Annotated in this window: 10 protein-coding genes; 4 read left to right on the forward strand and 6 right to left on the reverse strand. The window is 62.5% G+C overall.

Annotated elements, in window-relative coordinates; genetic code table 11:
* Positions 1–21 precede the first annotated feature (21 nt).
* From B5E41_RS09750 to B5E41_RS09765, 4 genes are all read right to left on the reverse strand, one after another.
* A complete protein-coding gene (locus B5E41_RS09750; RefSeq protein ID WP_088393095.1) occupies positions 22–1,011 on the reverse strand; it encodes an AraC family transcriptional regulator in 990 nt (329 codons plus the stop codon).
* A gap of 290 nt (positions 1,012–1,301) precedes the next feature.
* Positions 1,302–3,044 (reverse strand): DEAD/DEAH box helicase, encoded by a 1,743-nt coding sequence (locus B5E41_RS09755; protein ID WP_088393097.1) that lies wholly within the window; start codon positions 3,042–3,044, stop codon positions 1,302–1,304.
* Positions 3,045–3,290: 246 nt separating this feature from the next.
* Positions 3,291–4,406 carry a DNA alkylation repair protein gene (locus B5E41_RS09760; protein ID WP_088393099.1) on the reverse strand — a complete coding sequence of 372 codons (1,116 nt, stop codon included), beginning with the start codon at positions 4,404–4,406 and terminating at the stop codon, positions 3,291–3,293.
* Positions 4,407–4,426: 20 nt separating this feature from the next.
* Entirely contained in the window at positions 4,427–5,455 is a 1,029-nt protein-coding gene (locus B5E41_RS09765) for a LacI family DNA-binding transcriptional regulator (protein WP_088393101.1), read from the reverse strand.
* Positions 5,456–5,618: 163 nt separating this feature from the next.
* On the opposite strand from B5E41_RS09765, the gene B5E41_RS09770 reads away from it, so the two are divergent.
* Together B5E41_RS09770 and B5E41_RS09775 are read left to right on the forward strand one after the other, a co-directional pair.
* The gene (locus tag B5E41_RS09770) at positions 5,619–6,566 is read left to right on the forward strand and encodes a dihydrodipicolinate synthase family protein (protein WP_176439364.1); all 948 of its coding nucleotides are present in this window, start codon (positions 5,619–5,621) and stop codon (positions 6,564–6,566) included.
* A gap of 179 nt (positions 6,567–6,745) precedes the next feature.
* On the forward strand, positions 6,746–8,131 hold the full coding sequence (locus B5E41_RS09775) for an MFS transporter (protein ID WP_088393103.1): 1,386 nt from the start codon (positions 6,746–6,748) through the stop codon (positions 8,129–8,131).
* A gap of 109 nt (positions 8,132–8,240) precedes the next feature.
* On the opposite strand, the gene B5E41_RS09780 is transcribed toward B5E41_RS09775, so the two are convergent.
* A complete protein-coding gene (locus tag B5E41_RS09780; protein ID WP_088393105.1) occupies positions 8,241–8,549 on the reverse strand; it encodes a hypothetical protein in 309 nt (102 codons plus the stop codon).
* A 338-nt stretch (positions 8,550–8,887) separates the two neighbouring features.
* On the opposite strand from B5E41_RS09780, the gene B5E41_RS09785 reads away from it, so the two are divergent.
* Positions 8,888–12,313: a response regulator gene (locus B5E41_RS09785; protein WP_088393107.1), complete on the forward strand. Its 3,426-nt coding sequence runs from the start codon at positions 8,888–8,890 to the stop codon at positions 12,311–12,313.
* Between the two features lie 26 nt (positions 12,314–12,339).
* On the opposite strand, the gene mnmC2 is transcribed toward B5E41_RS09785, so the two are convergent.
* Positions 12,340–13,068, reverse strand: a complete 729-nt coding sequence (gene mnmC2, locus B5E41_RS09790) for a tRNA (5-methylaminomethyl-2-thiouridine)(34)-methyltransferase MnmC2 (protein ID WP_088393109.1) — start codon at positions 13,066–13,068, stop codon at positions 12,340–12,342.
* On the opposite strand from mnmC2, the gene B5E41_RS09795 reads away from it, so the two are divergent.
* Positions 13,067–14,245 (forward strand): NAD(P)/FAD-dependent oxidoreductase, encoded by a 1,179-nt coding sequence (locus tag B5E41_RS09795; protein ID WP_088393111.1) that lies wholly within the window; start codon positions 13,067–13,069, stop codon positions 14,243–14,245. The genes mnmC2 and B5E41_RS09795 overlap by 2 nt on opposite strands.
* The last annotated feature ends 82 nt before the right edge of the window (positions 14,246–14,327 follow it).

The following is a 14,327-nucleotide window of genomic DNA, read 5'->3' on the forward strand; positions in this document are numbered from 1 at the left end:
GTTTTCAGGATGATATGTGTCTTAAAATCCGAAATCCATATCAATTCGTCCGGAACTTGTGCGACGCACAATCCCCGGTGAAACGTTGGTGACGCGCTTGAAGGCGCGCGCGAAAGACGCCTCCGACTCATAGCCTAGCCGGGAGGCAACCTCGGCAACCGACATGCCGTTTTGCGCCAACAAATCGCGGGCAAGCTGCATACGCAGACGGGCGAGATAATGTGCCGCGCCTTCTCCCAAAATAGCGCTGAAGCGCTCGGCGAAGATCGAGCGCGACTGGCCTGCCACACCAGCGAGGGTTTCGAGGGTCCAGTTATGGCCGGGATCCCGGTGCATGGCCGCCAACACACGACCGATATTGGGATCGCGGATGGCGGCGAGCCAGCCGGTGGTCGAGGCTCCGCTGCAGTTGACCCAGCAGCGGATAAGCCGGGCTGCGAGCAAGTCCGCCATACGCGACAAGACCGTCGCGCTTCCCATCTGGGGCTGTGTCGCCTCCGCGGACATAGCGGCCAGCAAGGGCCCCACTACCGCGTCATTACCGGCCACATCGCAGCCCTTGATGATTGGCGGCATCAGGGCGATCAAGGGGTTAAGCGCATGGGCGCCCAAAGTCATAGAGCCGCAGAAGAGAGTGCTGGTGGCACCCGTTCCTTCACGCAGGACGTCGCAGACGTTGCTGCCCAATTTTGTAATCTGACAGCTTTTAAGTGAGTCGCCCTCAACATCCGGCGCGCTCGCCAATCGATGTGCGATGCCTTGCGGCAGCAGCACCAGGTCGCCATCATTCAACTCCTGCCATCCTTGGACTTCGGTATGGATCCAGCACGGACCCTGGCTGACGAAGTGAAAACGCAGCAGTTGCTGTTGCGGAAAGGCGATGCTCCATGGATGCCTGAGCTCGCAGCGGCCATAGTTCACTCCACTCAAGCGAAAGTCTTGCAGGACTTCGCTCAGGGCATCCATTGGGATAGTCGAAGGCGACAACGGCGGGGACGGATGGTCAAGCATGAGGCCAATTTAGGTCTCAAGCGTCCGGCATTCAAGCGGGCCGGCGGGCTGTCAACCGGCCAGCGGCCGTATCTCTCGAATAAGATCGGTGAGCAGGTGCCGGCAAGGCTCCGGCGCGATCGCCGCCACCGCTGCGAAGGAGGTTCGATCTCCTCAACTGGTGTGCGTACAGAAACCGGGAAACGTAACCGCATATGTCATTGCGGTGTTGCATCACCACAATGAGAAAAAGGCCGGACATCACACCAGATGCTCCGGCCTCCAAATATTCCAGACCAAAAGTTCGGCGCTCAGGCGCGTTCGCGGCGCTGGCCACCGTTGCGGGAGCCCGAGCCGCCGCGGCGGTTGCCGCCATTGCCGTCGCTGCGCTGTTCGCCGCCCTGGGCCTGATGCGGTCCGCGATCTTCGCCGTGCTTGCGGGCCGGGCGGCCGTGAGCGTGGCGGCCGTTGCCGCGGTGATGGCCGCTCGGTTCGCCATTGGCATGATGGCCATTGGGGCCGTTATGCGCAGGGCGCTGCGGCTTTGCCGGGCGGAAATCGGAGGTCGATGCCAGATCGTTGTCGGGGCCGAAAGCCGGGGCCGCTTCGCCGCGGCGCTGACCGCGGAAGTCCTCGTTGCGGTTTGGGCGCTCGGGACGCGGACGGCGCTCACGGCGTTCCTCGCCGCCGGCGCGGATTTCGCTGCCTTCGCCGTCGCGGCGCGGGCGGCGTTCCTGGCGGCTGCCGCGAGGTTCAGAGCGGTTGGCGTCGCCACGGCCTTCGCCGCGACCCTCACCACGACCCTGGCCGCCACCGCGATTGCGGTTGTTGCCATTGCCGTTGCCGCGGCGGGGGCCGCTGTTGCTGATGTTGGCCGGCGGTTCGCCGCTTGCAACTGCGATGTCGATGCCCATCAGGCGCTCGATATCACGCAGCAGCTTGGCTTCGTCAGGGGCGCAGAAGGCAATGGCGATGCCGTCGCGGCCGGCGCGCGCCGTGCGGCCGATGCGGTGAACATAGGCGTCGGGCACTTCGGGCAGGTCATAGTTGTAGACGTGGCTGACGGCTGGGATGTCGATGCCGCGGGCGGCAACGTCGGTGGCGATCAGCGTCTTGATGCTGCCGTCGCGGAAGGCCTTCAGCGCCCTCTCGCGCTGGCCCTGGCTCTTGTTGCCGTGGATCGAGGCGACGGAGTAGCCGATATTGTCGAGGTGCTTCATCAGCTTCTCGGCGCCGTGCTTGGTGCGCAGGAAGACGATGGCGCGGCCATCGGGGTTTTCGGTCAGAGACTTGCGCAACAGTTCGGTCTTGTCGTTCTTGCCGGCGACGAAATGCACATACTGCTCGACCTTGTCGGCAGCCTTGCCCGGAGGCGTGACTTCGACCTTGACTGGATCGACGAGGTATTCGCCGGCGAGATCGGCGATCGCCTTCGGCATGGTGGCCGAAAACAGCATGGTCTGGCGCTTCTTCGGCACCAGCTTGGCGATCTTGCGCAGATCGTGCACGAAGCCGAGGTCGAGCATCTGGTCGGCTTCATCAAGCACGAGATAGCGCACCGTGGTCAAGGTGATGGCGCGGCGATTGACGAGATCGAGCAGGCGGCCGGGAGTGGCGACCAGAACATCGGTGCCTTTTTCAAGCTGCAGCTGCTGCTTGTTGATCGAGACGCCGCCGACGACGACGTTGATGCGCAGCGGCGATTTGCGGATGAATTTCTTCAGGTTGTCGGCGATCTGGTTCACCAGCTCGCGGGTCGGTGCCAGGATCAGCGTCCGCGTCGTGCGGTTGTCGGGGCGACGCTCGTCGGCAAGCAGCTTTTCAATGAGCGGCAGGCCGAAGGCCGCGGTCTTGCCGGTGCCGGTCTGGGCAAGACCGATCAGGTCTCGGCCCTGGAGGAGGAGGGGGATGGCCTGTTCCTGGATCGGGGTCGGCGTTTCGATGCCGAGCTGGAACAAGGTGGCGACGATCGGCTTGGAGACACCAAGCGATTCAAAATTAGTCAAGGCATAACCTTTCGGGGCGCCACAACGACTATGGCCGGAACGCACCATGCGATCCGGTTTCATTCTGGCGTCAAGAACCCCGCGTGAAGTGGGAACTTGTGAGTTGGAAAAAGCTTTCCAGCGCTTCTGGCCGCTCTTGGGAGTGCGGCGCTCTTTCGAAATGCGCTTTTGTCCCTTCTTCCTGCGTTTCGTATTTTCGAGCAGGGGCACGCTCACGCGGCGGCCGGAAGGGTGAAAGCTGAGCCGCATTTGGGCTAGTTCGCGCGGAAAGTCAAGTGCAGCGCACAAAAAGCGTCAACCCGACTGGAGAGGCGGCATTCGCAGGACGAAGCTTTCGGATGCGCTCTCAGCGCCGTTGACGAGGACGGCGATGCGATGTTCGCCAGGGTAATAGCGCCGCGTCGTGATCGGCCGCATGGCGTGGCGGCGCTCGATTAGGTGGCTTTGCCCGGGCGTGAGCATGATCGTCTTGCACTTGAAGACCTTGGGCGAGAGCGAACCGTCGGCTTTCACGTGATGGATGGCGTAGTCGATCATCAACGATTGCGCGGTGTCGCCGGTATTCGTCAGACGGATTTCGAAATCCAGCCCTTTGCCGAACATCACCTCGCCGTTCAGAAGGCGCAGCTCGCATGCGAGCGACGCCGCCGCGCCGAAGCCGAAATTGGCGAGTGCCTGCACATGGCCGTTCTTCAGGAGCGAGCGCGAGGCGTGTTTCAAGAGCCGGCGGCGCTCGGAAGAGGCGCCCTCGATATGGCCGGCGATGAGGGCGGCAACCAGATCCGGATGATCCTTGGCGATGTCGTTCAGACTGTTGGCGACCGAGCGGCGCACATAATCCTCCGGATCATCCATCAGCGCGGTCAGGATCGGCAGGATCGGCGCCGGGTTCTTGACGAGCTGCGGCAGGCGCATGGCCCAGGGCAGACGCGGCCGCGTTCCCTCACTCGCCAGCCGGCGCACATGCTGGTCGGGATCGCCGACCCAGCCGGAAATGATGGCAAGCGCCCGCTGCTGGTCGCGATGGATGAAGGGACGGATACCGTATTCGGCAGTAAAATACGGTGTCAGGGCCTTGAGGAGATCGAGGCCGAGCTCGAAATGATCGGGGCCGCGTGCGGCGATGAACTGGTTGACCGGCAGCAGCATCCAGCCGATGAGGCCGGGCCTGCCCGATGCAGGCAAGCTCGCCCTCAGGATGGCGGCTGCTTCGATAAAATCGTCGGGAAGCGTGGCGAACAGCGCGTCGCGGATCAGCGCCGAGCGCTCCATCAGCTCCAGCGCCCCAAGGCCATCGGTCGCGAGCTTGACGAAACGGGTCTTGTCAAAGGCCGGCGCATTGGCGGCGATGCGGTCGGCCATATCGCCGACCAGCGTTTCATGCAGCAGGTTCTTGAGCGGTTCCGGCATGCTGACTCTCTCGCGATCTTTCAGCGCAGCGGCGCTGTCGATTTCCTGGGAATGAGTGTCGGAGCCGAAATCCGGATGCGGTCGTCGACGGAACAGCGATCGCCCGCAAGAAGATCAAGGGCATTTGCAGCGATCTGCTCGAACGGGACGCGCAACGTCGTGAGCGGTGTAGGAAGGTGGCTGACGATCGGAATGTCATTGTAACCGACGATCGAGATGTCCTGCGGTATGGAAAGGCCAAGTTTGGTCAACCCCGACAAGGCGCCGATGGCGGTATTGTCGTTGACGGCAAAAATAGAGGTGGGGCGTGGGCTGAGGTTCATCAGCGTTTCGACGGCGACGGCGCCGGACTCGATGCCGAATGTCGAGGGAATGATGCAGGAGGGATCCACAGTCAGTCCCGCTTCTTTGAATGCTTGGCTGAAACCCTCCACGCGGCCTCGCGAGCTGGAGGCATAAGACGGGCCGGCAATGACGCCGATCCTGCGATGGCCGAGGTCGAGCAGGTGGCGCGCGGCGAGGTAGCCGCCAAGCCTGTCATCGCCAATGGAGGAGAGGCTGTGGCCGTCGGTTCGCAGCGCCAGCACATAGGGAACACCGCGTCTCGCCAGCTCATCCGGGAAGTCGTCATCCTCCCGCGCCGTGGAAAGGATCAGTCCATCGACGCCGCGTCTCAGCAGGGACTCGGCGGCAAGCCGGTCGGCCTTCGGCTTGTCGTCGGTCGTGGCGACAATAGCGAAGCGGCCCGTACGGCTGCAGGCTTTGGCGAGCGCTTCGTAAAGCATGGCCATGACCGTATCCGTCAGCCTCGGCACGATCACGCCGACCGTCATGGTATTGCCGCGCCTGAGGCTTGCTGCCGAAACGTCCCTGACGTAGCCAAGCTCTTCCGCCACCTTGCGAACGCGGCGGGCGGTCTCGCTGTCGGAGCGTGGAAGCCGCTCGTCAAGGATGCGGGATACGGTGGATTTGGAAACGCCGGCTGCGGCAGCCACGTCAAGAATGGTGACGCGGCTTTGTCCGGGAATTTCGTCCGCCTTTGAATTCATTGAAGCTTTTCCATACGAGTCGCGGCAGTCCGGCGCCGTATGCGAACATGCACCAAAAAAAGAATTGACTCCAGAGAATTCGAGAACGATAGTGGGAACGTTCCCAATAACGATCCCGTTCGCTGATCGTGGATGAACAGCGATCGCAAAGGAGGAGATCAAGATGCAACCGATGGATCTGCGCGGGCTGAGCCCGGCGCCCGTTACCGCCTTCACTCGCGACGGCGAAGTCGATCACAAGGCCAACGCAAAGATCGCCAAATGGCTGGTTTCGATGGAAGGGGTCAAAAGCCTCGTCATTCTCGGCCATGCCGGCGAAGGCACTTTCCTTACCGAGGAGGAGAGGCTCGCTCTTATCCGTACTTACGTCGAGGCGGTCGACGGCTCCGTGCCGATCATTGCCGGGATCACCGGCGAGGGTACCAAGGTTGCTGCCCAAGAGGCGAAAAGGTGCAAGGCTGCCGGCGCCACTGGTGCACTGGTCTATCCAAACCATGGCTGGCTGCGCTTCGGCTTTCAGAAGGGCGCGCCTCAGGATCGCTACAAGGCGATCTGGCAGGAATCCGGCTTGCAGTGCATCCTGTTCCAATATCCTGACGCCACCAAGGCATCCTACGATCTCGATACGCAGCTGGCGATCGCCACGCAGGAAGGTGTCGTCGCCACCAAGAACGGCGTGCGCAATATGAAGCGCTGGTATGTCGAGATTCCGGAACTGAAGAAGGCCAATCCCAATCTTCAGGTACTGAGCTGCCACGACGAATGGCTGCTGCCGACCATGTTCGACGTCGACGGCCTGCTGGTCGGCTACGGCAATATTGCGCCGGAGCTGCTGATCGATCTGATCAAAGCGGGCAAAGCGCAGAACTATCCGGAGGCCCGCAAGATTTTCGAACGCCTTCTGCCGGTGACGCAGGCCGTCTATCACCGCGGCTCACACATGGAAGGCACCGTGGCGCTCAAACTCGGCCTCGTGCATCGCGGTATTCTCGATCATGCGACCATCCGCGAGCCGCTGAAGAATCTCGGCGAAAAGGCCGAAGCGGAAATTTTTGCCGCCTTCGATGCCGCCGGTATTGGCCGCGTCGACCAGCTCCTGGCTGCCGAGTGATGCATTCGACGCTTCTGCGCATGCCACAGGAGCGTCATTGCGATGGGAAGGAGAAGCCGTGGACGGCATCTCCTTTTGAAGCCCATGGTACTGACAGGACAAGCTGACACGCAGGAAACATCGAACAGGAGCGCCCCTGGCCGGGAGAGTGGTAGCCACGGGGCGAGAAGGAGGAACCAATGAATGTCATGCAGCCTATGCCGGCCGAGGCGGCGAATGCCGCTGATCGGCAGGCCGAAATCAGCGCTCGCCTGGAGCGTCTTCCCGTTACCCGCGAGGTCTTCTGGGCGCGCAATATCATCGGCGCAGCAACGTTTTTCGACGGCTATACGGTGATCGCCATCGCTTATGCCATGCCCGTGCTGGTGCGCGAGTGGGGACTCAGTCCGTCACAAACCGGCATGATCCTGTCGATGGGCTATCTCGGGCAATTGATCGGCGCCCTCCTGTTCGGCTGGCTAGCCGAGAAAATCGGTCGGCTGAAAGTTCTTCTGTTCACGATCCTGCTTTTCGTCAGCATGGATGTCGCCTGCCTGTTTGCCGCCGGCGCCGGCATGATGATCGTCTTCCGGTTCGTCCAGGGGATCGGCACGGGAGGTGAGGTGCCTGTCGCCAGCGCCTATATCAATGAGCTGATCGGATCGAAGGGGCGCGGCAAGTTCTTCCTTCTCTACGAGGTCATGTTCCTGCTCGGCCTGGTCGGCGCCGGGCTGATCGGCTACTTCATGGTGCCGGTCTACGGCTGGAAGGCCATGTTCGTCGTCGGCCTCGTTCCCGCAATCCTGATGATCCCGTTGCGCTGGTTCCTGAGGGAGTCACCGCGCTGGCTGGCCGCAAACGGTCGCTACCAGGAAGCCGACGCCATCGTCACCCGTATGGAAGAGAGTGCACGTGCAGCCGGCAAGGAGCTGCCCGAGCCGAAGCGGGTCCAGGCGCCGGTCCGCCGTACATCCGACTGGCGGGAGCTGTTCCAGGGCATCTATCTGAAGCGGACGCTTTCCATCTGGGCCACGTGGTTCACCGCCTATACGGTCGCCAACGGCACGATCACCTGGCTGCCAACGCTCTATCGGCAGGTCTTCAATCTTCCGCTGCAGACTAGCATTTTCTATGGGTTCCTGACGTCGCTGGGAGGCGTGATCGCTGCCGTCATCTGCGCGCTGCTCATCGACAAGGTGGGACGCAAGCGCTGGTACACCGGCGCGCTGTTTCTGGCTCCGCTGCCCCTTCTGACCCTCGCATGGCTTGGCGCAACCTCCGCCATTCAGGTTCTGGTGCTTGGCGGTCTTGCCTATGCCATCGTCCAGACCGTCACCTTCTCTCTCTATCTCTATTCGGCGGAAATCTACCCGACGCGCCTCAGAGCGCTCGGAACAGGAACCGGCAGCGCCTGGCTTCGCCTGGGCTCGTCGACCGGCCCGATCATCGTCGGCACGCTGATGTCTTCGCTGGGCATCCAATATGTCTTCGCGAGTTTCGCAGCCATTCTGATCGTCGGGGCGATCGTGACGATGCTGTTTGCGGTGGAAACCAAGGGCCGCATTCTGGAGGAGCTTTCTCCGTAATGGATGCAGCTCTGGTGGAAGCAATCGATCTGGCGGGCGAACGCCCGCCAGATCGGCTCGTTGCGGCCAGCGCCGCCGGGAGGTCAAGCGGCGCCGGATGCGGGTTGCTCTATTCCGGGCAAACCTTGACGCGATAGGGCTCGCCCCAGCGATCGTACCGCCATTCGATATGGCAGTAATGCGGCCTGTAATAGGTGCGGTAGACGGGATAGGGGCGATAGACAGGGTAGGCCGGATAGACCGGATAGGCGGGGCGAGCGGCTTCCGACAGCAGGGCCCCGCCGACGACGCCGGCGGCGAGGCCGCCCCAGAAGGCATCGCGCGGATGGGCATCGGCAGTGGTGGCAGTGGCGAGCGAGGCGCCGGCAAAGGTCAGCGCGATCAGGCCCGTCGCCATGGTCTTATGAAGAACGGACATGGTATTTCCCTTGGTTCTAACTGGCTTCTGTAAAGCCGTCTCCAGACTCCGCCCGGATCGCGGCGGAGGGATGGCCGCACAAGCGCCTGCCGGATTAAATTTTCGTCATGATCTCAAGGGATGCCGAGGCGGCAAGGGCGCCGATCGAGCCTCGTGGGATCGTCGCTGATAGATGCGTTTAGTTTTTTGTGGGTCGGACTGCCGATTGAAGGTATTTCGTCTTATCGAGCCGGCGTGCAGAAATTCGCCGCGCAAATTTATGGTTAAAACCTTGTTAAAAGCCTTGGCGTTATAGTCTTTGTCGTTGATATTCCATTCATTGCGGGAGCGACAATTTCTTGAAATCAGCCGGGGACATTCTGGAATTGGCTTGCCGCCGGATCGCAGATCTGGACACCCCGGCCTATGTCAAGAACAGCGAGCTGCGCTATGTCGCCGTCAACGGGGCCTATGCCGATTTCCTCGGCCGCGAGATTTCCGATTTCATCGGCAGGCGCAGCCGTGAACTCTTCGACCGCCCCGAGGAAGAGGACCGCGAGGACAAGGAGCGCCGCGCGCTGGTGTTCGGCACCGAGGAAAACGCCATCTGTTTCGATGCCGAGGGCCTTGGCCACCGGCGCATCCAGATCGAAAGCTTCTCGCCGTCGCCGGAGCGGATCTATGTGCTCGGCATCTTCGAAGCCCGCGAACGCAGTGCCGTCGCTCTTGGGGGGATTGCCGGCAACCCCAAGATTGCCGGTAGCTCCAGGACTGTAAACGATTCCGGAAATGCCGCCGACCTCGCCCAGGTGCGCGAGGCGCTGGAAAATCTCAGTCATCCGATCGGCATCTTTGCGGCGGACGGACGCCCGCTGGTCGTCAACGCAGCCTATCGCAACGGCGCGACGCCCGTGGCCGCCTGCGAATCGGCCTGGGGAGAGAGCGTCAACGAACTCGACGTTCTCCGCACCGTCCTGGAGGACCTGCCGGTGGCGGTTTTCGTTCGCGACGACAAGCACCGCCTGGTCTATGCCAACAAATATTATGAGACCTTCAGCGGCCGCGCCCGCTCCGAGTATCTGGGAATGACCGAACACGAAATGTTCGGGCCGGAAGGTGCTGAGGCGATCTACCAGGAAAACCTGCTGGCGCTCAGGGACGGCATTTCGGTGGAACTCGAGAGCGAGATGCCGAGCAATAGCGGCCATGTTTATCCCGTCATCTCGCGCGTCAACCGCGTCATCACGGCGGACGGGCGGACCTATGTCGTCGGCTCCTTTTCCGACATCTCGCCGCTCAAGGAGCGCGAGAAGGCGCTTATTGAATCGCGCAAGCAGCAAGAAATACTGCATCGGGACATCGAGAGCATTCTGCGTTCGCTGCCGATCGGCGTACTAATTCTCGATAACGACCACCAGATTCTCTACGTCAACGACGAATTCTACAGCATCTGGGAACTGCCGCTCGACGATCGCTTCGACGGCCGCCCGTTCATCGACGTCATCCGCCGTAATGACGAGCTCGGCCGCTACGACGGGACGCAGACGCCGGAAGAGATCTACGCCTTCCGCAAACATCTGTTCGAAGCCGAAGAGCCCGAGCCGATCGAGCTTGGCTGGGCGGGCGGCAAATCTGTGATCTTCGACAGCCGCCGCATCTCCAACGACCGCATCCTGCTGACCTATGCCGATATTTCGGCGGTGCGCGAGCGGGAAAAGGAAATCCACGAGACGCGCGCAGCCCTCGAACGGCTCGGCGAAATGATGCGCGACGCGACGCACGCGATGTCGCAGGGTCTTGCCATCGTCCAGGACGGCATCATCAAGATGTCCAACGAGGCGATGGCCGACATCCTGCAGATCGCGCCGCACTATATCGAGGCCGGCCAGGGCTGGCTCGGCATGTTCGAATTCTGCGCGGCGCGCGGGGATTTCCACGATGCGGCGGATGAGATCCTGCAGGAGTGGCGGGCGAATATCGCGGCCAGGCAGCCAATTTCCACCGTCTTCCATGTCGGCGGCGAGCGCTGGGTGAATATGGATGCGACCGTCAGCCGGGGACAGCATTGGGTGGCGCTGTTCACCGATGTCACCGAACTCAAGAGCCGCGAGGAGGAACTGCGCCAGCTCCTCTCGCGCGCCGAAGCCGCCGACCGCGCCAAGTCCGAATTCCTCGCCAATATGAGCCACGAAATCCGCACGCCGATGAACGGTGTGCTCGGCATGGCGGAGCTGCTGGCCAAGACCAATCTCGATACGCGCCAGAAGACCTTCATCGATATCATCGTCAAGTCGGGCAATGCGCTGCTGACGATTATCAACGACATCCTCGATTTCTCGAAGATCGATGCCGGGCAGATGAAACTGCGCAAAGCCGCCTTCGATATCACCGAAGCGGTGGAGGATGTGGCGACACTCCTCTCCTCGCATGCCGCCGAGAAGAATATCGAGCTCCTGGTGCGGGCAGCACCGGACCTGCCGGCCGCGGTGATCGGAGACGCCGGGCGTTTCCGCCAGATCGTCACCAATCTCGTCGGCAACGCCGTCAAGTTCACCGAGCGCGGCCATGTCTTCGTCGATGTCGGCTTCGAAACGATCGCTGGCGGGGAGATCATGGCGATCATCCGCATCGAAGATACCGGTATTGGCATTCCCCGAGAAAAGCTCGACTCGGTCTTCGACAAGTTTTCGCAGGTCGACACCTCGTCGACCCGCCGGCATGAGGGAACGGGGCTCGGCCTTGCGATCACTGCCGGCCTCGTCGATCTCTTCGGCGGCTATATCAATGTCGAGAGCGAATGGGGCAGGGGCTCGGTCTTCACCGTCAACCTGCCTTTTGCGGTGACGGCCGCCCGCCTAGAACCGAAGCCGCTGCCGATCAATGTGCAGGGCGCGCGCATCCTCGTCGTCGACGACAATGAAGTGAATCGGCGCATCCTGACGGAGCAGCTCTCACTCTGGGGCTTCGACGGAGTGGCTGCCGAGGGTGGCGGCACCGGTCTGGCGATCCTCGAGGCGGCGGCCGATCTCGGTGTCACCGTCGACGCCGTCGTGCTCGATTATCACATGCCCGACATGAACGGCGCCGACGTCGCGCGCCGGCTGCGCGCCGATCCCCGCTTCGTCGAGCTGCCGATCATCTTCCTCACGTCGATGGATATCTCGGGCACGGAAAAGGAATTCGCAGCGCTGAACGGCCATGCGCATCTGATGAAGCCGGCACGCGCCAATGTGCTGCGCAACACTGTCGTCGAGGTCGTCCGCGCCCGCCGGGTCAAACAGGCCTCGGAAGCCGAGATCGCCCGGCTGCGGGCGGAAGCGGCCGTGCCGGCGCCTGCGCTTGCAACTGCAACTGTGCCCGATCCGCAAAAGCGGGCGGCCGAATTCGTCGACGTGCTGGTTGCCGAAGACAACGAGGTCAACCAGATCGTCTTTACCCAGATCCTGCAGTCGACGGGGCTTTCCTTCCTGGTCGTCAACAATGGGCAGGAGGCGGTCGCCGCCTGGGAAAGCCACACGCCGCGCATCATCATGATGGACGTCTCGATGCCCGTCATGAACGGCCATGAAGCGACCCGGACGATCCGCGAGAGGGAAAAGGGGCAGGGCCACCGGGTGCCGGTCATCGGCGTCACCGCCCATGCGCTCGAAAGCGACCGCGAAGCCTGCCTCGACGCCGGCATGGACGATTACATGTCGAAGCCGATCAGCCCGGAACTGTTAGAAGAGAAGATCCGGCAATGGCTCGGCAAGGATGAACTGCAGCCGGAGCGCACCAGCTACTGATCGCCATCCAATGGCAGTCGCAGGATTTACCGGGCGGGCACCTTGGTGCCGCAGAGCATTTCGCGCTTGCCGGCGAAGCCCGTGCGGCGTTCCACGGCAAAGCCGGCGGCGATGAGGTTGCGGCGCACGAAGCCGGCCGCGGCGTAAGTTGCGAAGGTGCCGCCGGCCACGGTCTTTTCGTTAACCTCACGCATCAGTTCTTCCGACCACATGTCGCCGTTGCGCGAGGGCGCGAAACCGTCGAGATACCAGGCGTCGAAGCCGGGTTTTGCCGCGGCGACGCCGTCGAGTGCCGCGCTGCAGACGACGCTGAGCCGCGTCTGGGCATCGAGATCGAGCGAGACGGTTCCGGCAGGCGTTTGCGGCCAGGCCGCCGTCAGCGCCTCGCGTTCCGCATCGATCTCCGGCCAGTGCGAGAGCGCCCGGCCGATCTCTTCGCCGCGCATCGGATGAAGTTCGAAGGAGATGAAATGAAGGTGCTGGCCGTGTTCACGGTGAAGCTTCCATTGCCGCCAGGTCTCGGCGAAGTTCAAGCCGGTGCCGAAGCCAAGTTCGCCGATGACAAAATCCCGCCGGCCGTTCCAACGCTCCGGCAGGCCGTTGCCGGCGAGGAAGACATGGCCGCATTCCAGACGGCCATCGGTCTGGCAATAAAAATGATCGCCAAAGGCGGTGGAATAGGGCATATCGCCGTCGCGCCATTCGAGCGGCTGCGGCGCGCCCGCGCCAATCTGATCGGGATTCACGTCTCTCATGGAAAAAGCCGATAGTCCTGCACCGGCGTCCGGTCAATCTTCTTGCGACTTGCTGATCGTCGGCGGCGGCATCATGGGTCTCTGGGCGGCCATTCATGCCGGACGCTGCGGCATGAGCACCATCCTCGCCGACGCCGGTAGATTGGGCGGAGGCGCGAGCGGCGGCCTGCTCGGCGCGCTGATGCCGCATATGCCGGACCGGTGGTCGGAGAAAAAGCAATTCCAGTTCGATGCGCTGGTCTCGCTCGAAACCGAAATCACCGCGCTGGAAGCCGAAACCGGGCTTTCGACCGGCTACAACAGGTCCGGGCGGCTGATCCCGTTGCCGCAACCGCATCTCAACCGCATCGCCCGCGGCCATTCCGAAGATGCCGAGCGCCACTGGCGGGCTGGCGAGCGCTGCTTCCACTGGCATGTGCTCGACAGGCCTGATGTCGAGGACTGGGTCGAGGCCTCTGCCGGCGAGAGCGGTTTCGTGCACGATACGCTCGCCGCCCGTGTTGCGCCCCGCTCGTTGATCTCAGCTCTGGTCGCCTTCCTGCGGCGGGCAAGACAGGTGCGCATCATGGAAAATGCCGCTGTCGCCGATCTCAATCCCGATCGCGGGTCGGCCGAGATCGGCGGCGAAATCATCACGTTCGGCCGCTGCATCCTGGCCGCCGGCTATCAGTCCTTTCCCGTGCTGCAGGGGCTGACGCCGGGCTTGAGGCAGCCGCTCGGCCGGCCGGTGAAAGGGCAGGCGGCGCTGTTGAAAGCAGATGTCGACCCGGCGTTACCGACGATCTTCCTCGATGGACTCTATGTCGTCGCGCATGAGGGCGGGCATGCGGCGATCGGCAGCACCAGCGAGAACCGTTTCGACGCCCCCCTCTCGACCGATGCCCAGCTCGACGCTTTGATCGAGGCGGCGCGGGCGATCGTGCCGGCGCTCCGCAGCGCCCCTGTGATCGAACGTTGGGCGGGGCTTCGCCCGAAAGCCATCGACCGCGATCCAATGATCGGCCGCCACCCCATCCATCCCCGACTGATCGCACTGACCGGCGGTTTCAAGGTCAGCTTCGGGCTGGCTCATCGGCTGGCGGAGGCTGCGGTTTGTATCGCAGGCGATAGAGATTGCGAATTTCCGCTGCCGGAAAGCTTCGCGATTTCAAGCCACATCGCGGTCGCTTCACGTTAAACGTGAATTAGATACAGCTGCGTTTCGTTATTCTGTCATGCAAATCACCTATCTGCTTGCGCATCGGCAGCACCGGATTTTA

Origin of the sequence: Rhizobium esperanzae (assembly GCF_002204185.1) — a bacterium.
Classification (GTDB): domain Bacteria; phylum Pseudomonadota; class Alphaproteobacteria; order Rhizobiales; family Rhizobiaceae; genus Rhizobium; species Rhizobium esperanzae.